The organism is Variovorax sp. 10L426 (assembly GCF_056395305.1).
Genome location: NZ_JBFTJF010000004.1, coordinates 175,711 through 196,780, shown reverse-complemented (window position 1 = coordinate 196,780; position 21,070 = coordinate 175,711). Strand labels below are relative to the sequence as shown.

General features: G+C 63.5%; 19 protein-coding genes. 9 read left to right on the top strand and 10 right to left on the bottom strand.

From position 1 onward, the window contains the following. Positions 1–19: 19 nt before the first annotated feature. Together uvrC and AC1DHL_RS07530 are read right to left on the bottom strand one after the other, a co-directional pair. Positions 20–1,993, bottom strand: a complete 1,974-nt coding sequence (gene uvrC / locus AC1DHL_RS07535) for an excinuclease ABC subunit UvrC (RefSeq protein WP_478161577.1) — start codon at positions 1,991–1,993, stop codon at positions 20–22. Positions 1,994–1,998: 5 nt separating this feature from the next. Next, complete coding sequence (locus AC1DHL_RS07530) at positions 1,999–2,481, bottom strand: OsmC family protein (protein WP_478161576.1); 483 nt, start codon at positions 2,479–2,481, stop codon at positions 1,999–2,001. A 47-nt stretch (positions 2,482–2,528) separates the two neighbouring features. Here AC1DHL_RS07530 and earP point away from each other — a divergent pair, with 47 nt between their 5' ends. From earP to AC1DHL_RS07515, 3 genes are all read left to right on the top strand, one after another. After that, positions 2,529–3,596: an elongation factor P maturation arginine rhamnosyltransferase EarP gene (gene earP, locus AC1DHL_RS07525; protein WP_478097183.1), complete on the top strand. Its 1,068-nt coding sequence runs from the start codon at positions 2,529–2,531 to the stop codon at positions 3,594–3,596. 108 nt (positions 3,597–3,704) lie between these two features. Further along, the gene (gene efp, locus AC1DHL_RS07520; protein WP_028253416.1) at positions 3,705–4,259 is read left to right on the top strand and encodes an elongation factor P; all 555 of its coding nucleotides are present in this window, start codon (positions 3,705–3,707) and stop codon (positions 4,257–4,259) included. A gap of 132 nt (positions 4,260–4,391) precedes the next feature. Continuing rightward, a complete protein-coding gene (locus AC1DHL_RS07515) occupies positions 4,392–5,258 on the top strand; it encodes an LOG family protein (protein ID WP_478097185.1) in 867 nt (288 codons plus the stop codon). A 21-nt stretch (positions 5,259–5,279) separates the two neighbouring features. Here the strand turns inward: AC1DHL_RS07515 and AC1DHL_RS07510 are convergent, their stop codons facing one another. The 5 genes from AC1DHL_RS07510 to pncB are packed head-to-tail and all read right to left on the bottom strand — an operon-like array spanning position 5,280 to position 11,450. Beyond that, positions 5,280–6,461, bottom strand: coding sequence for an MFS transporter (locus AC1DHL_RS07510; protein WP_478097187.1), 1,182 nt, complete (start codon positions 6,459–6,461; stop codon positions 5,280–5,282). After that, positions 6,458–7,801 (bottom strand): DNA recombination protein RmuC, encoded by a 1,344-nt coding sequence (locus tag AC1DHL_RS07505; protein WP_478161704.1) that lies wholly within the window; start codon positions 7,799–7,801, stop codon positions 6,458–6,460. Before AC1DHL_RS07505 ends, AC1DHL_RS07510 begins: the two co-directional genes overlap by 4 nt. Positions 7,802–7,819: 18 nt before the next feature. Continuing rightward, positions 7,820–8,806, bottom strand: a complete 987-nt coding sequence (locus tag AC1DHL_RS07500; protein WP_478161575.1) for a 2-hydroxyacid dehydrogenase — start codon at positions 8,804–8,806, stop codon at positions 7,820–7,822. A gap of 2 nt (positions 8,807–8,808) precedes the next feature. Beyond that, on the bottom strand, positions 8,809–10,233 hold the full coding sequence (locus tag AC1DHL_RS07495) for a sodium:proton antiporter (protein ID WP_478097191.1): 1,425 nt from the start codon (positions 10,231–10,233) through the stop codon (positions 8,809–8,811). Continuing rightward, on the bottom strand, positions 10,230–11,450 hold the full coding sequence (pncB, locus tag AC1DHL_RS07490) for a nicotinate phosphoribosyltransferase (protein WP_478097193.1): 1,221 nt from the start codon (positions 11,448–11,450) through the stop codon (positions 10,230–10,232). The genes AC1DHL_RS07495 and pncB overlap by 4 nt, the downstream gene beginning before the upstream one ends. A 191-nt stretch (positions 11,451–11,641) precedes the next feature. On the opposite strand from pncB, the gene AC1DHL_RS07485 reads away from it, so the two are divergent. Both AC1DHL_RS07485 and AC1DHL_RS07480 read left to right on the top strand, forming a co-directional pair. Continuing rightward, positions 11,642–11,872 carry a CsbD family protein gene (locus AC1DHL_RS07485; protein ID WP_478097196.1) on the top strand — a complete coding sequence of 77 codons (231 nt, stop codon included), beginning with the start codon at positions 11,642–11,644 and terminating at the stop codon, positions 11,870–11,872. A gap of 62 nt (positions 11,873–11,934) precedes the next feature. Then, entirely contained in the window at positions 11,935–12,351 is a 417-nt protein-coding gene (locus tag AC1DHL_RS07480; RefSeq protein WP_478097198.1) for a hypothetical protein, read from the top strand. 70 nt (positions 12,352–12,421) lie between these two features. Here AC1DHL_RS07480 and AC1DHL_RS07475 read toward each other — a convergent pair whose 3' ends face one another. Next, entirely contained in the window at positions 12,422–12,859 is a 438-nt protein-coding gene (locus tag AC1DHL_RS07475) for an acyl-CoA thioesterase (protein ID WP_478161574.1), read from the bottom strand. Next, on the bottom strand, positions 12,856–13,785 hold the full coding sequence (locus AC1DHL_RS07470) for a histone deacetylase family protein (protein WP_478097202.1): 930 nt from the start codon (positions 13,783–13,785) through the stop codon (positions 12,856–12,858). Before AC1DHL_RS07470 ends, AC1DHL_RS07475 begins: the two co-directional genes overlap by 4 nt. A gap of 172 nt (positions 13,786–13,957) precedes the next feature. Here AC1DHL_RS07470 and AC1DHL_RS07465 point away from each other — a divergent pair, with 172 nt between their 5' ends. Both AC1DHL_RS07465 and AC1DHL_RS07460 read left to right on the top strand, forming a co-directional pair. Further along, entirely contained in the window at positions 13,958–14,515 is a 558-nt protein-coding gene (locus AC1DHL_RS07465; protein WP_478161573.1) for a phasin family protein, read from the top strand. Positions 14,516–14,777: 262 nt separating this feature from the next. Beyond that, positions 14,778–15,536, top strand: coding sequence for a 3-hydroxyacyl-CoA dehydrogenase (locus AC1DHL_RS07460; protein WP_478097206.1), 759 nt, complete (start codon positions 14,778–14,780; stop codon positions 15,534–15,536). Here AC1DHL_RS07460 and AC1DHL_RS07455 read toward each other — a convergent pair. Then, the gene (locus AC1DHL_RS07455; RefSeq protein ID WP_478097208.1) at positions 15,484–16,446 is read right to left on the bottom strand and encodes a YihY/virulence factor BrkB family protein; all 963 of its coding nucleotides are present in this window, start codon (positions 16,444–16,446) and stop codon (positions 15,484–15,486) included. The two genes, AC1DHL_RS07460 and AC1DHL_RS07455, sit on opposite strands and share 53 nt — an antisense overlap. Before the next feature lie 81 nt (positions 16,447–16,527). Between AC1DHL_RS07455 and dnaG the strand changes: the two genes are divergently transcribed. Together dnaG and rpoD are read left to right on the top strand one after the other, a co-directional pair. Then, entirely contained in the window at positions 16,528–18,474 is a 1,947-nt protein-coding gene (dnaG, locus tag AC1DHL_RS07450; RefSeq protein ID WP_478161572.1) for a DNA primase, read from the top strand. Between the two features lie 278 nt (positions 18,475–18,752). Next, a complete protein-coding gene (gene rpoD, locus AC1DHL_RS07445; RefSeq protein ID WP_478097212.1) occupies positions 18,753–21,065 on the top strand; it encodes an RNA polymerase sigma factor RpoD in 2,313 nt (770 codons plus the stop codon). Positions 21,066–21,070 lie beyond the last annotated feature (5 nt).

Genomic DNA, 21,070 nt, shown 5'->3' with positions numbered 1-21,070 from the left:
AAGCCTCGAGCCCAAGGGTCTAGTGCAGCGCCCGGTAGATTTCCTCGGCAAGGTCGAACGCGATGCCGTCGACCGACGCGATATCTTCCACACTGGCCGCCGCAACGCCGCGAATGCCCCCGAAGCGCTGGAGCAACCGGGCGCGGCGCTTGGGGCCAATACCGGGGATGTCTTCGAGCTGGCTGCCGCCCACCCGCACCTTGGCTCGCTTGGCGCGCATGCCGGTGATGGCAAAACGGTGCGCCTCGTCGCGGATCTGCGCGACCAGCATCAGTGCCGCCGAATCCCGGCCGAGGTAGACCTTTTCCCGGCCGTCTGCGAACACCAGTTCTTCGAGGCCGACCTTGCGCCCCTCGCCCTTTTCCACGCCGACGATCAGCGAGAGTGGCAATCCAAGCTCGCTGAACACCTCGCGCGCCATCGAGACCTGGCCCTTGCCGCCGTCGACCAGCACCAGATCCGGCATGCGGGCCGAGCGAGTGCCCGGTGGAGCGTCCGTTCCCGCGCCGGCCGCATCGCCGGCCGGCGGCGCATTGGTCTCTGCCGCCATGGCCTCGGCCAGCTTGCCGTAGCGGCGATGCAGCACCTGCCGCATCGCGGCGTAGTCGTCTCCGGGCGTGATGCCTTCGATGTTGAAGCGGCGGTATTCGCGGTTCTGCATCGCGTGATGCTCGAATACCACGCAAGAGGCCTGCGTCGCTTCACCCGCCGTGTGCGAAATGTCGAAGCACTCGACGCGGAAGGTGTCGAGGTCATCCGGCGCGAGTTCAAGCGCATCGACCAGGGCGCGCGTGCGGGCCTGCTGCGAGCCCTCTTCCGCGAGCAGGCGTGCCAGTTGCAGGCTGGCGTTCTTGCATGCCATCTCGAGCCAGTGGCGCCGCTGCTCGTGCGGCTGGAATACGGCCGTGACGCGCGTGCCGGCCTGCAGCGACACCGCCGCGATCAACTCACGGCTCACAAGCTCGCTCAACACCAGCGTGGCGGGCACGGGAACATCGATGTAGTGCTGCGCAATGAAAGCCTCGAGAACCTGGACCTCGACCGCATCCGGCACATCCGGCACATCCGGCACATCGTCGTCGCCTTCCACATCGCGCTCGCTATGCTGGATCAGCGTTGCGTCTTCGACGTGCACCGGAAAGTACGCCCGATCGCCCAGATGCCGGCCGCCGCGCACCATCGCCAGGTTGACGCAAGCCTTGCCGCCCTGAACCTTGACCGCGAGGATGTCTACATCCTTGTCGGAGGCGATCTCGACAGACTGCTGGTGCAGCACGCGCGACAGCGCCGACATCTGGTTGCGCAACTCGGCCGCCTGCTCGAACTCGAGCTTCTCGGCATGCGCCATCATCCGCGCCTCGAGTTGGGTGAGAACGGCCTGGGTATCGCCCATCAGGAAGGCTTCGGCGTTGGCGACGTCCTGTGCGTAGGCTTCCGGTGCGATGTAATCCACGCAAGGCCCGCTGCAGCGCTTGATCTGGTAGAGCAGGCACGGCCGCGTACGGTTGCTGAAGACCGTGTCCTCGCAAGTGCGCAGCTTGAAGACTTTCTGCAGCAGCTGGATCGACTCCTTCACCGCCCATGCGCTCGGGTACGGCCCGAAATAGCGATGCTTGCGATCGACCGAGCCGCGGTAATAGGCCAGCCGCGGAAAGGTGTGCGAAGCGATCTTGAGATAGGGATAGCTCTTGTCGTCGCGAAAGAGAATGTTGTAGCGCGGCTTGAGCGTCTTGATCAGGTTGTTCTCAAGAAGCAGCGCCTCCGCCTCGGAGCGCACCACCGTGGTCTCCATGCGTGAGATTTTCGAGATCATGTGGCCGATGCGTGTGCCGGCGTGATTCTTCTGGAAATAGTTCGCCACGCGCTTCTTGAGATTGCGCGCCTTGCCCACATAGAGCACCGCGCCCGCCGCGTCGAAGTAGCGGTAGACGCCGGGCAACTGCGGCAACGCCGCCACTTCGCTGAGCAACTGTTCGGAATGCGTTTCTGACATCGTCTTTATTGTGGTGCTGCGCCGGCCAGGACCGGCTCGCAACGCACATCGGTCTTGACCGAATTGGCGATGAAGCACTGGTCGTGCGCCGCGTGGTGCATGGCCTCGATCTGCGCATGCGACGGGAGCTTCTCGCCGGAAAACCGCACGTCCGGTCGCAGCGTGACGACGGTGATCACGATCTTTCCCGCGGCGCAGCGGCCCATCTGCCCGATTGCTTGGTCGCTGTAGCGATCCACGCAAAAGCCGCGCTCGGCGGCGATCGACAGGAACCACAGCATGTGGCAGCTCGACAGCGAAGCGACGAAAGCCTCCTCGGGGTCGACGCCCGCGGGATCGGACAACGGCACCGGCACCACGTGCGGCGACGACGAGCCGAGCCATTCGGCACCGCCGTCGAAGCGGATGAGGTGGCGGCGGCTGTACTTGTTTCCCAGGAAGTCCTGGTCGCCGCGCTGCCAGAGGATGTCGGCCGAGTGCTGTGACATGAATGCTGTCTCCGATGTCGCCATGAGGGGCTGTAGAGTATCCCGCGATGCGCTGGGACATTTTCTGCAAGGTGATCGACAACCATGGCGACGTCGGCGTCTGCTGGCGGCTCGCAGCTGCGCTGGCGGCGGAGGGCGAGACGGTGCGCCTCTGGATCGACGATCCCTCCGCACTGAACTGGATGGCGCCCGGTGGCTGCGAAGGCGTCTCCGTCGTCACCTGGACGGAACGGGAGGCCGCGGACTCGCCCGCTACCCCGGCGCCAGACGTGCTGATCGAAGCCTTCGGTTGCGATCCCGCCCCCCAGGTCGTCGCGCTCTTCGCGCAGCAGCGCCACGGAGCCGGCACGGACAACAGATGGATCAACCTGGAATACCTGTCGGCCGAACCTTATGTGGAACGGCTGCATGGATTGCCCTCCCCCGTATTCCGTGAACCCGGCGCCGGCCTGACCAAGCACTTTTTCTATCCGGGATTCACGACGGCCACCGGTGGCTTGCTGCGCGAGCCCGACCTGATGGCGCGCAGGGAGCGCTTCGACCGCAAGGCATGGTTGGCGCAGCAGGGAATTCCATGGCAGGGCGAACGACTCATCTCGCTGTTCTGCTACGAGCCGCGGGCGCTTGGAGATCTGCTGGCGCAACTGCAGGGCGCTGAACAACCGACTCGCCTCCTTGTCACGGCCGGTCGCGCGACTGCAGCCCTACCGCCGGGCCCTGCCCAGCGCGGCGCGCTCTCCATTTCGTGGCTGCCCTATGTGTCGCATCGGGATTTCGACCATCTTCTCTGGGCCTGTGACCTCAACTTCGTCCGAGGAGAAGATTCGCTGGTGCGGGCGCTCTGGGCTGGCGCGCCCTTCGTCTGGCAGATCTATCCGCAGGACGACGACGCGCACCACAACAAGCTCGACGCCCTCCTGGATTGGCTGCAAGCAGCTCCTTCCCTGCGGCTTTTTCACCATCTCTGGAACGGCGTCACCCCTGGCGCCCTTCCGCCGCTCGACAAACCGACGCTCACGACCTGGAGCACGACCGCCCTGGCAGCGCGTGCATCCCTGCTGTCGCAAGAGGATCTTTTGACGCGCTTGCGGCGCTTCGTCGCCCAAAAAAGCTAAAATTGCGGGCTTTGCGGATTTCCGGCCGGGTTTCACCTGTTGCCCGCCTTCCGCTGAACCCGCCGCGGTGCATGTGCAACGAGCGGCTTACATCCAGAGACCCTGATTATGAAAATCGCTCAAGAAATTCGCGCCGGCAACGTGATCATGCACGGCAAGGACCCGATGGTCGTCCTCAAGACCGAATACAGCCGCGGCGGCCGCAATTCCGCCACCGTGCGCATGAAGCTCAAGAGCCTGATCGCCAACTTCAACACCGAAGTGGTTTTCAAGGCCGACGACAAGATCGACCAGATCGTGCTCGACAAGAAGGAGTGCACCTACTCCTACTTCGCCGATCCGATGTACGTCTGCATGGACACCGAATACAACCAGTACGAAGTCGAAGCCGAGAACATGGGCGACTCGCTCAACTACCTCGAAGACGGCATGCCCGTCGAAGTGGTGTTCTATGACGGCAAGGCCATTTCGGTCGAACTGCCCACCAGCGTCGAGCGCGAAATCACCTGGACCGAGCCGGCCGTCAAGGGCGACACCTCGGGCAAGGTCATGAAGCCTGCCAAGATCTCCACGGGCTTCGAAATCGGCGTGCCGCTCTTCGTTGCCCAAGGCGACCGCATCGAAATCGACACTCGCACCGGCGAATACCGCAAGCGCGTCTAAGCCGTCTCAGCCATTGAACGGTCATGAAAAAGGCTCCTTCGGGAGCCTTTTTTGCGTCTGCGCCGACGGACTGGGCCCAAAAACTGCAAGGCGCACAATTCAGGATCCAGGATCGTTTTTTCCCGCAAGAACATGCCCAACAGTACACACGACCTTCACGACAAACGCCTTGCCGACGCGTGGGCCACCCTGCAGGCCCATTCGGACAAGGGACTCCCGCTGAACACCGATCCGTCGCGGCTGGCGTTCGCCGATCCCGAATTCCTGCTCCGCCGCGAGACGCGCGGACTTCGCATGCAGCTGGAACTGATGAAACCCGACATCGAAATGCGCGCCCACGGCATCGAGAACACGGTGGTGGTGTTCGGCAGCGCCCGCTTCCGCAGCGAAGAGGAATCCGGCGCCCTGATCGCCCAGGCCGAGGCGGCCGGCGACACCGTCGCCGCTACTCGCTGGCGCAAGCTCGCGCGCAGTTCGCACTATTACGAAAAGGCGCGCGCCTTCGGCAAGCTGGTCGCGCAATACAGCAACGACCGGGAGCCGGAAGACAAGCTCTTCGTCTGCACTGGCGGCGGCCCCGGGATCATGCAGGCCGCCAATCGCGGTGCGTACGAAGGCGGGGGGCTTTCTGTCGGCCTCGCCATCGCGCTGCCGATGGAGGAAGAAGCCAACCCCTACGTCACGCCGGCCCTGAGCTTCAAGTTCCACTACTTCGCGATCCGCAAGATGCATTTCATGATGCGGGCGAAGGCGCTGGTCGCGTTTCCGGGCGGGTTCGGCACGCTGGATGAACTCTTCGAGGTGATCACGCTCGTCCAGACCCGCAAGGCGAAGCCGGTCCCGATCGTGCTTTTCGGCTCGGACTATTGGAAGCAGCTCGTCAATTTCGAATTTCTCGCCGAGGAAGGCGTGATTTCGCCCGAGGACGTGAAGCTGATCGAATACGTCGACGCGCCGCAAGACGCGTGGGACTACATCAAGCGCTTCTACAAGCTCTGACGCGTTCCCCGGCGCCGGCGCTCAGGCTGCGTCGGCCGCGCTGGGGACCTGCAGGCCCCAGACCGAGCGCGTGCCGAGTGCCACGACGCCGCCCACGATCCAGAACACGCCCGCTATGCCGATCACCGCGCCTGCGGCGCCGAAGAGCATCGGCATCGCGACGCTTGAAGCATTGAGCGTCATCACACGCAGGCCCAGCGCCTCGCCGTGGCGGGCGTGCGGTGTGATCTGGTGCAGCATGCTCATCACCATGGGCTGCACGGCGCCGAGCGCGATACCCAGCATCACCGAACATGCGCCCATGCCGATCGCCGACGACATCAGCGGATAGGCCGCGAACACGAGCGCAGTGATCACGTTGGAGGCGGTGATCACAGTCCGTTCGCTCAGGCGCGAAGCCACCATCGGCAGCACGACGCGGATGCCGGCCGCAGCCACGGCAAAGGCGCCGAGGATGGAGCCGATCACCGAAGCGCTCAGCCCTCGTTCATGGCCCAGGATCGGCAGGACGAAGGTGTGCACGTCCCAGGAGGCGGATTGCAGCCAGTTCACGAACAGCAGGCGACGGAACATCGGCTGCCCCAGGAGATCCCAGGCGCGCGGCTTGGGCGCACCATCGGGCGGTCGTGTCGTCGGCAGCTCATGCGTGCCGCGTGCCAGCATCCAGCACGCGACGGGCAACAGTGCCAACAGCACGAAGGCCACCCGATAGCCGATCAGGTCGCCCGCCGTTGGCCCAGCATGGTCGATTAGAAGCCCGGTGACAAAGGGGCCGACGAAGTTGGCGGCCGCCGGCGCGATCGCGAGCCAGCTGAACACCTGCTTGAGCTGCGTCGGACTGCTCGCCGCACGCCCGACATGACGCTGCAATGCAATCACCGCGATGCCGGTGGCGCCGCCCGTGAGGAGTGCGGCAATGCAAAGCACCGGAAACACGGGAAATGCCGCCGCGAGCCCCGCGCCCGCAGTGGCCGCAGACACGGCAATGAAAAGCGGACGCCGCAACCCATGGCGATCAGCAAAGCGGCCCGCCGGCAACGCCAGGAAGACCTGCGTCAGGGCAAAGAGCGAAAGCAGCACGCCGACCGCCGCGGCGCTGTAGCCCTCGCTCAGCGCCAGCAGCGGTGCCGCCAGCCGGGTGCCCGTCATCGCCGCGTGCAGGCAAACCTGCGCAGCAATGAGCCTGAGCAGGCTCGCGTTCACGCGGTACCGTCGTCCTCGCCGTCGGCGAGCGGCAGCATCCCTTGTGTCTGGGACTCCGGCAGCGCTTCGACCTTGCGCAGCGCAAGCCGCATCTGCTTGGCGCGGGTGTCAGCCTTGTCGATCGTGTCGGATGCCTTCGCCACTTGCTCCTTGATGCGCGCGACCCATTCGCCATAGCGCTCGAACTCGGTCTTGACTGCTCCGAGCACCTTCCAGACTTCGGAAGCCTGATGCTCCAGCGCCAGCGTGCGAAAGCCCATGTGCAGGCTGTTGAGCATCGCCAGCAGTGTGGTCGGGCCGGCCAGCGTCACGCGATGCTGGCGCTGGATGGCATCCATCAGTCCGGGGCGGCGCAGCACCTCCGCGTAGAGGCTTTCCACGGGAAGGAAAAGGATCGCGAAGTCGGTGGTGTGCGGCGCCGCCAGGTAGTTCTCGGCGATGGACCGGGCCTCGGTGCGAATGCGCGCCTCCAGCGCCTTGGCAGCGATTTCCGCCGCGCCAGGGTCGGCCCGTTCGTGGGCATCGAGCAAGCGCTCGTAATCGTCGCGCGGAAACTTGGCGTCGATCGGCAACCAGACCGGGGCACCGTCGTCGCCCCGCCCCGGAAAGCGGATCGCGAAGTCCACGCGCTGTCCGCTGCGCGGCTTGGTTTCGATCTGCTTGGCGTACTGGTCGGTCGTCAGCACCTGTTCGAGCAGCGCTTCGAGCTGAACCTCACCGAACACGCCGCGCGTTTTCACGTTGGTCAGCACCCGCTGCAGGCTGCCGACACCGACAGCGAGCGTCTGCATCTCGCCCAGCCCCTTGTGAACCTGCTCGAGCCGGTCCGCAACCTGCTTGAAGCTCTCGCCCAGACGCGCTTCGAGCGTACTCTGGAGCTTCTCGTCGACCGTCTTGCGCATCTCGTCGAGCTTGGCGGTGTTGGTCTGCTGGAGCTGCGCGAGTTGCGTCTCCATGGTCGCGCGCACTTCCGCCAGCCGCCGGGCGTTCGATTCGCTCAGGCCCTGGAGTTGCGTGTTGAGGGTGTCACCCAGCGTCTTCTGGAGCAGGTTGAGTTGCTGCGCGAAGGCGTCGATCTGCGCGTTTTGCGTGCGCGTGTTTTCGGCGCCCTGATGAACGAGCGCCTGCTGGAACGTGGAGAACGCCTGCGCCGTCTCCTGTCGGGCGCCGCGCGAGGATTCCCCGATCTCGTGGCGCAGTTCGCGCTCGACACGCTCGTTGTTCGCGGCCAGCGTCGCAATCAGCGCGGAGTGATCCGGCGGAGCGGGCCTCCGCACCAGCAGCCAGACGACGAGGATGAAATTCAAGACCGCCAGGGCCAGCAGGATCCAGGTTTCGATCACGGGTCTTGTTGTTTTCTATCGGTTGGCGACCACGGCGGGATTGAGCGGCGTGACCGGTTTGTTGTTGACGAGATAGCCGATGAGGTTGTCCACTGCCAGGTCGGCCATGGCGCGCCGCGTCGGCACGGAGGCGCTCGCGATGTGCGGCGTCAGCACGACGTTCGGCACCTTCAGCAAATCAGGGTGCACCTTCGGTTCGCCCTCGAACACATCGAGGCCGGCAGCGGCGATGCGCTTCTCGCCTAGAGCCGCGGCAAGCGCCGCGTCGTCGACGATCCCGCCGCGTGCGACGTTGACCAGGGTGGCCGTGGGTTTCATCAGCGCCAACTCGGCAGCGCCGATCGTGTGGTGCGACGCAGGGGTATAGGGCACGACGAGCACCACGTGATCGGCGGTCTTGAGCAACTCTTCCTTGCCCACGTAGCTGGCCTTGCACTCGGCCTCGAGTTGGGCGTCGAGCCGCGACCGGTTGTGATAGATCACCTTCATGCCGAAACCCAGCGCCCCGCGCCGCGCGATCCCTTGCCCGATCCGGCCCATGCCGATGATGCCGAGCGTGGAGCCGTGGATATCGGAGCCCGCGAACATGTCGTAGCTCCACTTTTCCCACTTGCCCGCGCGCAGGAAATGCTCGCTTTCCGCGATGCGGCGGGCCGTGGCCATCAGCAGCGCGAATCCGAAATCGGCCGTGGTCTCGGTCAGCACGTCCGGCGCATTCGTGCCGAGCACGCCGTGGGCGGTCATGGCCTCGATGTCGAAGTTGTTGTAGCCCACGGCCATGTTGGCGCAGATCTTCAGGTCGGGGCAGGCGTCGAGCACTTCGGCATCGATGCGTTCGCTGCCGGTGGTGAAGACACCGGCCTTGCCCTGGAGCTTGTCGATCAGCCGGGCCTTGGTCCAGCTTTCGTCGTTCTGGTTGGACTCGACGTCGAAATGCGCTTCAAGTCGCGCGATGGTCTCTGGAAAGATCGAACGCGCGACGAGGATTTTGGGTTTGCTCATGATCAACGGAAGAAGATGAAGGTGGCAAGAACAAAAAGCGGCACCAGGATGGCGCCCGACCACACCATGTAGCCGAAGAAACTCGGCATGCGCACGCCCCGGCTTTCCGCGATGGCCTTGACCATCAGGTTGGGCGCATTGCCGATGTAAGTGTTGGCCCCCATGAACACGGCACCCGCCGATATCGCGGCCAGCGTCGTCGCATAGGTGGTCATCAGCGCCTGCGGATCGCCGCCGGCCGTATTGAAGAACACCAGGTACGTGGGCGCATTGTCGAGGAAGGAGCTGAGAATTCCGGTGGCCCAGAAATACATCGCCGGATTGGGCTGTCCGTCGGGATGCGTGACCGCAGAGACGATCGCGCCGAAAGGACCGTCGACGCCGGCCTTCAGCATCGCGATCACCGGCACGATGGTCAGGAAAATGCCGGCGAAGAGCTTCGCAACCTCCACCATCGGACCCCAGTTGAACTGGTTGTCGGCGTGCACCTGGGGTGCGGTGATCCTGAGCGACAAAAGGATGATCGCGATCAAGGCCACGTCGCGCACAAGGCCAGGCAATCCCATCTCGGTGCCAAGAATGTCGAAGCTGATCGGCGATTTCCAGAGACCGCTCAGCAGGACGAAAAAGACCGTGGCAGCCAGCAACCAGAAATTGACCGCTCCGTCGAAGCCGATGCTCCGTGTGTCCGGCGTCGGGTCGACTGCGTACGTGCCACCGTGCCTGTAGTACCACGCATCGAGCATGTAGAACAGCACCAGCAGGATGCCGACCAGAAACAAGGTCTCGGGAAAGATGTTCCGTGCGGTCCAGAAGAAGTCGACGCCCTTCAGAAAGCCCAGGAACAGCGGTGGATCGCCCAGCGGCGTCAGTGAACCGCCCACGTTCGAGACGATGAAGATGAAGAACACGATCACATGCACCTTGTGCTTGCGATCATCGTTGGCGCGTATCAGGGGGCGGATCAGCAGCATCGAAGCCCCAGTCGTTCCCATGAGGCTGGCAAGCACCGCGCCGATCGCCAGGATCGCCGTGTTGAGCTTCGGCGATCCACGGAGATTCCCGCGAATGTGGATGCCTCCCGAGACGGCGAACAATGCAGCCAGCAGGATGATGAAGGGAATGTATTCGGCGACCAGCGCATGCACGAGTTGCGCAAGCGCCAGCGAGACGCCGAAGCTCGCTGCAAAGGGCAGCAGGAAGGCCAACGCCCACCCCGCCACGACCTTGCCATAGTGGTGATGCCAGAACGATGGCGCCAGCAGCGGCAGCACTGCGATCGACAGCAGGACGCCGGCGAAAGGCACGCCCCACAGTGGCGACAGGCGAGCGCCGTCGAAATCGGCCGCCAGCGCGATCGCCGGCAACATGAGCGCGACGAGTGCAAGCGACCGGGCGACGTTCCTCGTCGAAGCCGCGACCGTCATGCGACGGGCTGGGCGATCTCGAAGACCTGGCGCAGATAGGCCAGGTATCGTTCGTCTTCGCACATGTTCTTGGAGGGCGTGTCCGACAGCTTCGCCACCGGCTGGTCGTTGCACGCGACCATCTTGATCACGATCTGCAGCGGCTCGTAGCCCAGGTCGTTGGTCAGGTTGGTGCCGATGCCGAAAGCGAGCTGGCAGCGGCCACGGAACTGCTGGTAGAGCTCGACGGTGCGAGGCACCGTGAGGCTGTCGCTGAAGATCAGCGTTTTGGTGAGCGGATCGACACGGTTGGTGCTGTAGTGGGCCAGCATGCGTTCGCCCCATTGGAAGGGATCGCCGCTGTCGTGACGCGCGCCATCGAACAGCTTGCAGAAGTACAGGTCGAAATCGCGCAGGAACGCGCTCATGCCGTACACGTCGGAGAGCGCAATACCCAGGTCGCCGCGGTACTCCTTGGCCCAGATCTCGAAGCCGAAGATCTGGCTGTCGCGCAGCCTCGGCCCGAGTGCCTGGCAAGCCTGGAGGTATTCGTGCGCCATGGTCCCGAGCGGGATCACCCCGAGCTTCATCGCATACAGCACGTTGCTCGTGCCCGCGAACTGCGGCAGCTTTGCCTGGGCGTGGGCTTGTTGCGGTGGCGCCGTGACAGCCCCCAGGCGCGCGGCGAGCGTACGCAACACCTCTTCGTGCCAGTCCTTGGAGAAGCGACGACGCGTGCCGTAGTCGGCGATCTTGAGGTCTGCGAGGCCGGCGTCCTGCAACTGCGCGATCTTCGTCTCGAGCCGCCGGCGGCCTTCGGCCATGTCGGGCTGCGGCTGGGTATTTCGGAAGTACACCTCGTTCACGATCGCCAGCACGGGGATCTCGAATAGGATCGTGTGCAGCCACGGCCCCTTGATGCGGATCTCCAACTCACCGGAGGGCTGCGGAACGATGTCGATGTACTTCTCGTTGAGGCGGAACAGTCCGAGGAAATCGACGAAATCACTCTTGATGAACCGCATCGAGCGCAGGTAGCTCAATTCGGCATCCTTGAACTGCAGCGAGCAGAGGTGACGCACCTCTTCCCGTATCTGCCCGGCAAACCGGGCCAGGTCGATGCCGGGATTGCGGCACTTGAAACGGTATTCGACGCGCGCCCCCGGAAACTGGTGCAGCACCACCTGCATCATCGTGAACTTGTAGAGATCGGTATCGAGCAGGCTGTGGATGATCATGATGCGGCGCGCTGGTCTCCGGGTAATCGTTCGGCGTGCGTTCGATTATCACGGGCCGCGTCGGCATGTGCCTACGACCCGTTCCCCGAGCGTCCTACCGGCATTCCGAGGGCATCACGCGACAGTGTCTTCACGCCGGCCCACACGACATCCAGGCCGGTGGCGAAACCTTATCTTGAAGGAGATACGTGATGAACAAAGACACCGTCGAAGGCAACTGGAAGCAACTCAAGGGAAAGGTCAAGGAGCAGTGGGGCAAGCTCACCGACGATGACTTCGATGTCATCGCGGGCAAGCGCGACCAGTTGCTCGGCCGCATCCAGGAACGCCACGGCATCAGCCGGGACGAAGCCGAGAAGCAGGTCGCTGCATGGGAAACCCGTGACGGCCGCACACCTGCGATCTGGATGGAGCGCGTCTGAAGCGGTCAACCGCCCAGACCCGTCCGATCCCACCCATTCAGCAACTACAGAGGGACCAAGCCATGAAAAAGCAACTGCTCATGATCGCCATCGCATCGACTTGCCTTGTCGCCGGCCAAGCCAGCGCGATGACGTCCGATGAATACAAAGTAGCCAAGGAAAAGATCGAGGCCAACTACAAGGTCGACAAGGCCCAGTGCGACACCTTGAAGGACAACGCCAAGGACGTATGCGACAAGCAGGCCAAGGGCAAGGAAAACGTCGCCAAGGCTGAACTCGAACAGCAATACAAGCCCAGCGACAGTCACTCCCGCAATGTCGCCGAAGAGAAGGTAAAGGCCAACTATGAAGTCGCGAAGGAAAAATGCGACGACCAGAAGGGCGCGGCCAAGAGCGCTTGCGAAAAGGAAGCCAAGGCCGAGGAGGCTCGAGGAAAGGCCGAAATCCAGACCATGAAGATGTCATCAAGACAACCATGAGGAAGATGTAAGCGACATCGCTTGCACCACTAAAAAACGGCGTCCCTGGACGCCGTTTTTCTTGAGGCCGTCAGATCCGGAGTTCGTCGATGACCGCGAGCAGCGCGGGCGGAAGTTTGACGGATCGTTGTGTGATCCGGTCAACGTACACATGGACGAAATGCCCCTGGGCCGCCGCCGTCTCTGCGCCCTCGGCGAACAGGCCGATTTCGTAGCGCACACTCGAACTGCCGGCGTGCGCCACGCGGATGCCCGCCTCCACAGTCTGGGGAAACGCGAGCGGGGCGAAGTAGTTGCACTGCGTCTCGACCACGAATCCCACCGTCGTGCCTTGATGGATGTCCAGCGCCCCGCGCTCGATCAGGTACGCGTTGACGGCGGTGTCGAACCAGCCATAGTAGATGACGTTGTTGACATGCCCGTACATGTCGTTGTCCGCCCAGCGCGTCGGGATGCTGCGAAAGGCGCGGTAGCTGCTGCGGTTCTGCGGGGAGGGTCTGTCGTTCATGGCGCGGCATTTTGCCAGCGCCGCCAGTATTCGAACGCCACGCGAAAGGTGCCTAGCTGCACCTGCACGGTCTCCGCGATATCCGCCGCATAGCCGCCCGCCATCGCGAATACCAAGGGAATGCGCCGCTGCCAGGCGAAATCGAACACGCGGCGGTCGCGCGCCTCCAGGCCGTCGAAACTCAGCTTGAGCCGGCCCAGCCTGTCGCGCTCGAAGGGGTCGGCGCCGGCAAGATAGATGACCAGTCCGGGCGTGAACCGCCGTTCGAGTTCGTCGAGCGCCTGTTCGAGGGCGGCTAGATAGTCGGCGTCCCCGCAACCGTCCGGAAGCTCGACGTCGAGGTCGCTCGCCTCTTTTCGGAAGGGGAAGTTCTTCTGACCGTGCAACGACAGGGTGAACACACTTGGGTCATCGCGAAAGATACTCGCGGTGCCGTTGCCCTGATGCACGTCGAGGTCGACGATGGCGACCTGGAGCGGTACGCGGCCGCGCCGCCCGTGCTCCGCCTGCATGAGCCTCGCGGCCACGGCCGCGTCGTTGAAGACGCAGAAGCCGCCACCCTTGCCCGCGCTCGCATGGTGCGTCCCACCAGCCATGTTCGCCGAGATGCCTTCATCGAGCGCTGCGCGGCAAGCGGCAATGGTTGCACCCGTTGAACGGCGAGAGCGCTCCACCATCGCCTCGCTCCATGGAAAACCGATTTCGCGCATCGCCTCGGCGCTGACGCTGCCATCGCTGATCGCGGTGATCCATTGCGGCGTGTGCGCCAATGCCAGTTCACCATCGCTGGCGCGCGGGGCCTGAATCATGAGGACTTGCGGCAGCTCGCGTTCAAGCCCGTCGCGCAGCATGGCATAGCGGCTCATTGGAAAACGATGTCCCGGCGGCAACGGCAGGACGAACTGACCTGAATAAAACGCACGCATCAGAAACATTGTCAGCCTTGATTTAGAAGCAGCGTTCTAAATTGCTGCATGGCAACAAGAATCCTCTTGTTTACAACTCGCGTCTGCCTATACTTGGGCCCATGCTGCACCGCAACATCGCTAGAGGGGCAGCTCACCCGAATCGACCTTTCACCTCAACTGGAGCACCTAAATGGCCCTGACCGCTGACCAACTCATCGCCGCCCAAAAAGCCAACCTCGAAACCCTGTTCGGCCTGACCACCAAGGCTTTCGAAGGCGTCGAAAAGCTCGTCGAACTGAACGTGACCGCCTCCAAGGCTGCACTGACCGAAGCCGCCGGCACCAGCCAGGCCCTGCTGAACGTCAAGGACGCGCAAGAGCTGCTCTCCCTGCAAGCCAGCCTGTTCCAGCCCCTCGCCGAAAAGACCGCCGCCTACAGCCGTCACCTGTATGACATCGCCCAAGGCACCGGCGCCGAGTTCACCAAGGCTTTCGAAGTGAAGGCCGCTGAAGCTCAGCAAGCCTTTGTCGGCCTCGTCGACAGCGCCGCCAAGAACGCCCCGGCCGGTTCGGAAACCGCCGTTGCCGTGATGAAGAGCGCCGTGGCTGCCGCCAACAACGCTTTCGAATCGGTGCAGAAAGCCGTCAAGCAAGCGACCGACGTCGCTGAAGCCAACTTCCAGGCCGTGTCGACCACCGCCGTGAACGCAGCCAAGAGCACCGCTCAAACCGCTTCGCGCAAGCGCTAATTCATCAAAGTCATTCAAAGCCCGCTTGAAGCGGGTGTCGATTGTCTCCTTGGGTCCTTCGGGATCCAATTCAGGGCCCTCGTCTTCGGACGGGGGCTTTTTTTTGCTCGCCCCCAGGTTGGCTCACTTCGTGTAGCCGCCCACCCCCTGCCGGGGGCAACACCAGCGGCCCGGCGAAGCCGGTTCCGCGGTGTTTCCCGAACTTGCGGCCTTTGGCCGCGGTGGGTCTTTGATAATTGGCGGCTTATCTTTGGAGACTTACATGCAAATTGACGGCAAGGTTTTTATCGTGACGGGCGGGGCTTCGGGCCTTGGCGAGGGTACGGCGCGGATGCTGGCGGCGAATGGGGGCAAGGTGGTCGTTGCCGACATGCAGGCCGACAAGGGCGAGGCGGTCGCCAAGGATATCGGCGGAGTTTTCGTCAAGTGCGACGTGAGTCAGGAAGCGGATGGGCAGGCGGCCGTGGCCGCGGCGCTGAAACTGGGCAAGCTGATGGGGCTGGTCAACTGCGCCGGCATCGCGCCGGCCGAGAAGACGGTTGGCAAGACCGGGCCGCATGCACTCGCCGTCTTCAGCAAGACGGTCACGGTCAACCTGATCGGCAGCTTCAACATGATCCGTCTCGCGGCGGACGCCATGAGCAAGAACGAACCGGAAGCGACCGGGGAACGCGGCGTGTTGATTTCCACCGCCTCGGTCGCGGCCTACGACGGGCAGATCGGGCAGGCTGCCTACAGCGCGTCGAAGGGCGGCGTGGTGGGCATGACGCTGCCGATCGCACGTGACCTGGCGCGCAACGGCATCCGCAACATGACGATCGCACCCGGCATTTTCGGGACGCCGATGCTTTTCGGCATGCCGCAGGAAGTCCAGGATGCGCTCGCTGCGAGCGTGCCCTTCCCTTCGCGCCTTGGCACGCCGGACGACTACGCCAAGCTCGCCAAGCACATCATCGAGAACGACATGCTCAACGGCGAGGTGATCCGACTCGACGGCGCGATTCGTTTGGCGCCGCGCTGACGCTGCCGAGGGCGCCTTCGGTGTCGTCCTCCGGCAGCAGGCTACCGGTGCGCTCCAGGCGCTCGTATTGCGCAATCACCTGGGCTCCGAAGAGCACCAGCGTCGCCGCGATTTCAAGGCTCAGCAAGACCACGATCGCGGTTGTCAGCGAACCGTAGACGACGTTGACCTGCGACAGCGTCGCAAAGTAGAGCACCAGCAACCGGCGCGTGACTTCCCAGAGCAGCGCCGCGGTGACTCCGCCGAGCAGTGCATGCCGCAGCCTGAGCTGGCCGACGGGCATGACCAGGTAGAGCGAAGTCAGCATCAGGATCTCGCCGGCCAATCCGAGCAAATACAGCAGCAGCCCCGAAACCCCCGAGAGCGACCAGCGGTGGCCGAACAAATCGATGGTCTCCTCGCCGATGACCTGCAATGCCCCTGACACCAGCGTGACCAGCAGCAGCCCGAAGCACAGGCAAAGGATGTAGATATACGGCATCACCACCGACACCAGGAAATGCCGCGAATGATCCGCCTTGCGATGATGAAAGATCACCGCCATCGCGCTTTCGAGCACGGTGAAGGCGAGCGAACTGAAAAAAATCATCGTCACCAACAACACCGGCCCGAGGACATCCGCATGGGCGAGGAAATTCGACAACTCGGCGACGATGGCTCGCGACTGCCCCGGCAGCAGCCATTCGAGATAGCGCCCGACAGCCTCGAGCAGCGCGGATTGCTCGATGAACCGGGAGAGCGTGATCACGCTCACGATCAGGAGCGGAACGATCGACAGCAGCGCGTAATAGGCGACCGCACCGGCGAGCAACAGCCCCTGGTTGGCCTTGAAGCCCTTGAGGGCCTCCCAAATGAATCTCAACGGATGTCGAAACAAGGGCGGTGCATGGATGATGGTTCGGCGAATCATGCGTCGATTCCGGGAAGGCCAGTATGCCGCCGGCCGGCGACTGATTGATGGCTTGCGTATCATCTGCCGCTCTCCGCCTACATGACCATCCCCGCTTCATTCATCCAGGAACTGATCGCACGCGCCGACGTGGTGGAAATCGTCGGGCGCTACGTTCAGCTCAAAAAGGCGGGCGCCAATTTCATGGGGCTTTGCCCGTTTCACGGAGAGAAGTCTCCCTCGTTTTCGGTCAGCCCCACCAAGCAGTTCTATCACTGCTTCGGCTGCGGTGCGCATGGCAACGCGATCGGCTTCCTCATGGAACACGGCGGAATGGGATTCGTCGAGGCCGTGCACGATCTTGCCGGCCAGTACGGCATGCAGGTTCCCGAGGACGACGCCTCCCCCGAAGAACGGGCCCGGGCCGCCGGCCAACGCCAGAAGCAAGCCACCTTGTCCGAAGTGCTGGAAAAGGCCGGCGAGGCCTATCGGAAGCATCTGCGGCAGGCACCCGGCGCGATCAGCTACCTCAAGGGCCGTGGCGTGTCCGGCGAGATCGCGCGACAGTTCGGCATCGGCTACGCGCCGGCCGGCTGGCGCACGCTGGCCAGCGTGTTTCCCGACTACGACGACCCGCTGCTGGTGGAAACCGGCCTGGTGATTGCCGGCGAAGCGGACGACAACGGGGAAGGTAAGCGCTACGACCGCTTCCGCGACCGGGTGATGTTCCCGATTCGCAACGTCAAGGGGGAATGCATCGGCTTCGGCGGCCGGGTGCTGGGCGACGAGAAGCCCAAGTACCTGAATTCGCCGGAAACACCGGTTTTCAGCAAGGGGCGCGAGCTGTATGGGCTTTACGAAGCCCGTGCGGCCTTCCGCGACCGGGGCTACGCTCTTGTCACCGAGGGATACATGGACGTGGTCGCCCTCGCGCAACTCGGCTTCCCGAATGCCGTCGCGACGTTGGGAACCGCTTGCACGCCCGAGCATGTGCAAAAGCTGTTCCGCTTCACCGAATCGGTCGTTTTCAGTTTCGACGGCGATGCCGCCGGCCGTCGCGCCGCGCGCAAGGCGCTTGACGGCGCGCTGTCGTACGCGACCGACGTGCGCAGCATCAAGTTCCTGTTTCTGCCGACCGAACACGATCCCGACAGCTTCATCCGGGAATTCGGCGCCGACGCCTTCGCACGCTTCGTGAACGACGCGACGCCGCTGAGCCGCTTCCTGATCGAAGCCGCCAGTGATGGTTGCGACCTCGGGACGGCGGAGGGCCGCGCCCACATGGCAAGCAACGCGCGGCCGCTCTGGACCGCCCTTCCCGAAGGCGCCCTGAAACGCCAATTGCTCGGTGAAATCGCCTCCCTGGTGCAGTTGAGCGGACAGGAATTGGAGCAATTGTGGGCGCCGGCGCCGGCAAGAACCCATGCCCCCGCGCCTCAATCGGCCCCTCCGGATGAGGACTGGAACGGGTGGAATGATCGAAACGAGTGGATCGACAATCAACCCCGGCCCGCCTCCGAAAGACGACGCTTCAAGTCCTCCCGGGCGCCGGTGCCTCGTCCGCCGCCCGGCGGGCGCAAATTGCCGACCAGTCGCCCCGACGTCGCCGCAAGGCTCATCCTGTCGAACATGGCCGAGTGGGAAGGCCTGTCCCATGAGTTGCACGCCCTGCTCTGCGACCTTCCCGGCGATCACGGGCTGCTTTTCGCGTGGCTCGACAGCCAGTTGCACGAGCACGGCGTTCAATCCTGGGCCGCGTTGCGCGAGGGCCTGCGAAACCAGCCGTTCGAAACCCTGGCCCTCCGTGTCATGACCGGCCCCGACGGCAGCCCCATCGGCAATGCCGAAGGCGAACAGGCCGCCGACGCGATCCGGGAATTGCGCAACGTGCTCGACTACATGCTCGACGACCTGCTCAAGGCACAGCAAACCGAGGCCGTCGAGGCGGCAAAAATCGACCCGCGGGCATTGGAGCGCTACAAGGCGCTGGAAGCCCGCCGGCTCGAATTGCGCCAGCGCCTCAAGCCGAGCACGCCAAATGGAGCTTGAAAAATCTGTAACACGCTATAATGTGAGGCTTCGCTAGAACGCGAATTAGGCAAGAGCGACAGCAGCACCTCCGGGCCGACCCCAAGCGCAATGCACTTCCCGACGGGAAACGGGTCAATACACCGCAAGGACTGCACACCAAATGTTCGCCCGACATCTTGCCTTTTGACGGCCGTTCGAGGACCTCGAGTCCTCGTCGCCTCATTGTTTGTGCTCCTGCCTGCGCCGGGTTTGTGGCGCTTTGATTCCGCTTGGTCCATCTTGTTGTTCGAGGTCTTATGCCCAGTTCAAAGAAGCCTGCCGTGTCTACCGCCAAGAAGCCCGCTGCAGAAATGCCGTTGAAAAAAGCCGCGCTGCCGGCAACCAAGACGGGCGCTGCCGCGTCCAAGGCGTCTGCAGCAACGAAAGTGAAAACCGTGCCCACGAAAACGACCACCACCGCTGACACCCCGAAACCCGCCGCCAAGAAGGTCGGCCGCCCCCCCAAGGCAGCCGGTACGCCTGCCGCAGCCGGCGGCGCCAAACGCGGCCGCAAGCCCAAGGCCGGCAACGAGCCCGTATCCAGCGACATCGATTTGTCCGACATCGAGGACGATCTGGCAGGTGAAGAACCGGCGGTCGCAGCGACCGAAGAAAAGGTCAAGCCGCTGCGAATGAAGATCAGCAAGGCGAAGGAACGCGCCTTGATGAAGGAATTCGGCCTCGACGAGACCGTGCTTTCCGAGGAAGACCTTGCCAAGCGCCGCTCGCGCCTCAAGACCCTGATCACGCTCGGCAAGACCCGCGGCTATCTCACCCATGGTGAAATCTCCGACCACTTGCCCGACAAGCTGGTCGACGCCGAGACCATGGAAGTCGTGGTCACCATGCTCAACGACATGGGCGTGGCCGTCTACGAGCAGACGCCCGACGCGGAAACCCTGCTGCTGAACAACACCGCCCCGACCGCCACCACGGTCGAGGAAGCCGAGGAAGAAGCCGAAGCCGCCCTTTCCACGGTGGACAGCGAATTCGGCCGCACCACCGACCCCGTGCGCATGTACATGCGCGAAATGGGCACGGTCGAATTGCTTACGCGTGAAGGCGAAATCGAAATCGCCAAGCGCATCGAAGGCGGCCTGATGGCCATGATGGAAGCCATCTCGGCTTCGCCCGCGACGATCGCCGAGATCCTGCGCCTGGGCGAAGACATCCGCGAGGGCAAGGTCGTCATCTCGACCATCGTCGACGGCTTCTCGAACCCCAACGAGGCCGACGACTACGTGGCCGAAGAAGACTTTGACGAGTTCGACGAGGAAGACGACGACGACGGCAAGGGCGGCTCCAAGGCGCTGACCAAGAAGCTCGAGGAACTCAAGCGCGACGCGCTCGAGCGCTTCGACCGCATCGCCGTGCTGTTCGAGAAGATCCACAAGATCTACGACAAGGAAGGCTACGGCACGCCCGGCTACCAGAAGGCACAGCATTCGCTCTCCGAAGAGCTGATGACCATTCGCTTCACGGCCCGCACGATCGAGAAGCTGTGCGACCTGGTACGCACGCAGGTCGACGACGTCCGCAAGAAAGAGCGCGAACTGCGCCGGATCATCGTGGACAAGTGCGGCTTCCCGCAGGAAGAGTTCATCCGCGACTTCAGCGGCTATGACAAGAACGGCAATCGCGTCGCATCCAACCTGCTCAACCTCAAGTGGGTCGAAAAGCAGGCTGCCGCCGGCAAGCCCTGGAGCGCCGTGCTCTCGCGCAACATCCCGCCGGTGCAGGAACTGCAGCAGCGCCTGGCTGACATCCAATCGCGCGTGGTGGTGCCGCTCGCCGAGCTCAAGGACATCAACAAGCGCATGAACGAAGGCGAATCGTCTTCGCGCGATGCCAAGAAGGAAATGATCGAGGCCAACCTGCGTCTCGTGATCTCCATCGCCAAGAAGTACACGAACCGCGGCCTGCAGTTCCTCGACCTGATCCAGGAAGGCAACATCGGCCTGATGAAGGCGGTCGACAAGTTCGAATACCGTCGCGGCTACAAATTCTCGACGTACGCGACGTGGTGGATTCGCCAGGCAATCACCCGCTCGATCGCCGACCAGGCGCGCACCATCCGCATCCCGGTGCACATGATCGAGACCATCAACAAGATGAACCGCATCAGCCGCCAGCATCTGCAGGAGTTCGGCTTCGAGCCCGACGCCGGCATCCTGGCCGCGAAGATGGAGATCCCGGAAGACAAGATCCGCAAGATCATGAAGATCGCGAAGGAGCCGATCTCGATGGAAACCCCCATCGGCGACGACGACGATTCGCATCTGGGCGACTTCATCGAGGACAGCAGCAACACGGCGCCGATCGAGGCCGCGATGCAAGCCGGCCTGCGCGACGTGGTCAAGGACATCCTCGACAGCCTCACGCCGCGCGAAGCCAAGGTGCTGCGCATGCGCTTCGGCATCGAGATGTCGACGGACCACACGCTGGAAGAAGTCGGCAAGCAGTTCGACGTGACGCGTGAGCGCATCCGCCAGATCGAGGCGAAGGCACTCCGCAAACTCAAGCATCCGTCGCGTTCCGACAAGCTGCGCAGCTTTATTGATACCCTGTAGGCTCG

Excerpts from the sequence above, each read along its gene's own strand:
- uvrC (WP_478161577.1), bottom strand. The coding sequence starts at position 1,993 with ATGTCAGAAACGCATTCCGAACAGTTGCTCAGCGAAGTGGCGGCGTTG.
- AC1DHL_RS07530 (WP_478161576.1), bottom strand. The coding sequence starts at position 2,481 with ATGTCACAGCACTCGGCCGACATCCTCTGGCAGCGCGGCGACCAGGAC.
- earP (WP_478097183.1), top strand. The coding sequence starts at position 2,529 with ATGCGCTGGGACATTTTCTGCAAGGTGATCGACAACCATGGCGACGTC.
- efp (WP_028253416.1), top strand. The coding sequence starts at position 3,705 with ATGAAAATCGCTCAAGAAATTCGCGCCGGCAACGTGATCATGCACGGC.
- AC1DHL_RS07515 (WP_478097185.1), top strand. The coding sequence starts at position 4,392 with ATGCCCAACAGTACACACGACCTTCACGACAAACGCCTTGCCGACGCG.
- AC1DHL_RS07500 (WP_478161575.1), bottom strand. The coding sequence starts at position 8,806 with ATGAGCAAACCCAAAATCCTCGTCGCGCGTTCGATCTTTCCAGAGACC.
- AC1DHL_RS07495 (WP_478097191.1), bottom strand. The coding sequence starts at position 10,233 with ATGACGGTCGCGGCTTCGACGAGGAACGTCGCCCGGTCGCTTGCACTC.
- pncB (WP_478097193.1), bottom strand. The coding sequence starts at position 11,450 with ATGATCATCCACAGCCTGCTCGATACCGATCTCTACAAGTTCACGATG.
- AC1DHL_RS07485 (WP_478097196.1), top strand. The coding sequence starts at position 11,642 with ATGAACAAAGACACCGTCGAAGGCAACTGGAAGCAACTCAAGGGAAAG.
- AC1DHL_RS07480 (WP_478097198.1), top strand. The coding sequence starts at position 11,935 with ATGAAAAAGCAACTGCTCATGATCGCCATCGCATCGACTTGCCTTGTC.
- AC1DHL_RS07475 (WP_478161574.1), bottom strand. The coding sequence starts at position 12,859 with ATGAACGACAGACCCTCCCCGCAGAACCGCAGCAGCTACCGCGCCTTT.
- AC1DHL_RS07470 (WP_478097202.1), bottom strand. The coding sequence starts at position 13,785 with ATGCGTGCGTTTTATTCAGGTCAGTTCGTCCTGCCGTTGCCGCCGGGA.
- AC1DHL_RS07465 (WP_478161573.1), top strand. The coding sequence starts at position 13,958 with ATGGCCCTGACCGCTGACCAACTCATCGCCGCCCAAAAAGCCAACCTC.
- AC1DHL_RS07460 (WP_478097206.1), top strand. The coding sequence starts at position 14,778 with ATGCAAATTGACGGCAAGGTTTTTATCGTGACGGGCGGGGCTTCGGGC.
- AC1DHL_RS07455 (WP_478097208.1), bottom strand. The coding sequence starts at position 16,446 with ATGATTCGCCGAACCATCATCCATGCACCGCCCTTGTTTCGACATCCG.
- dnaG (WP_478161572.1), top strand. The coding sequence starts at position 16,528 with ATGACCATCCCCGCTTCATTCATCCAGGAACTGATCGCACGCGCCGAC.
- rpoD (WP_478097212.1), top strand. The coding sequence starts at position 18,753 with ATGCCCAGTTCAAAGAAGCCTGCCGTGTCTACCGCCAAGAAGCCCGCT.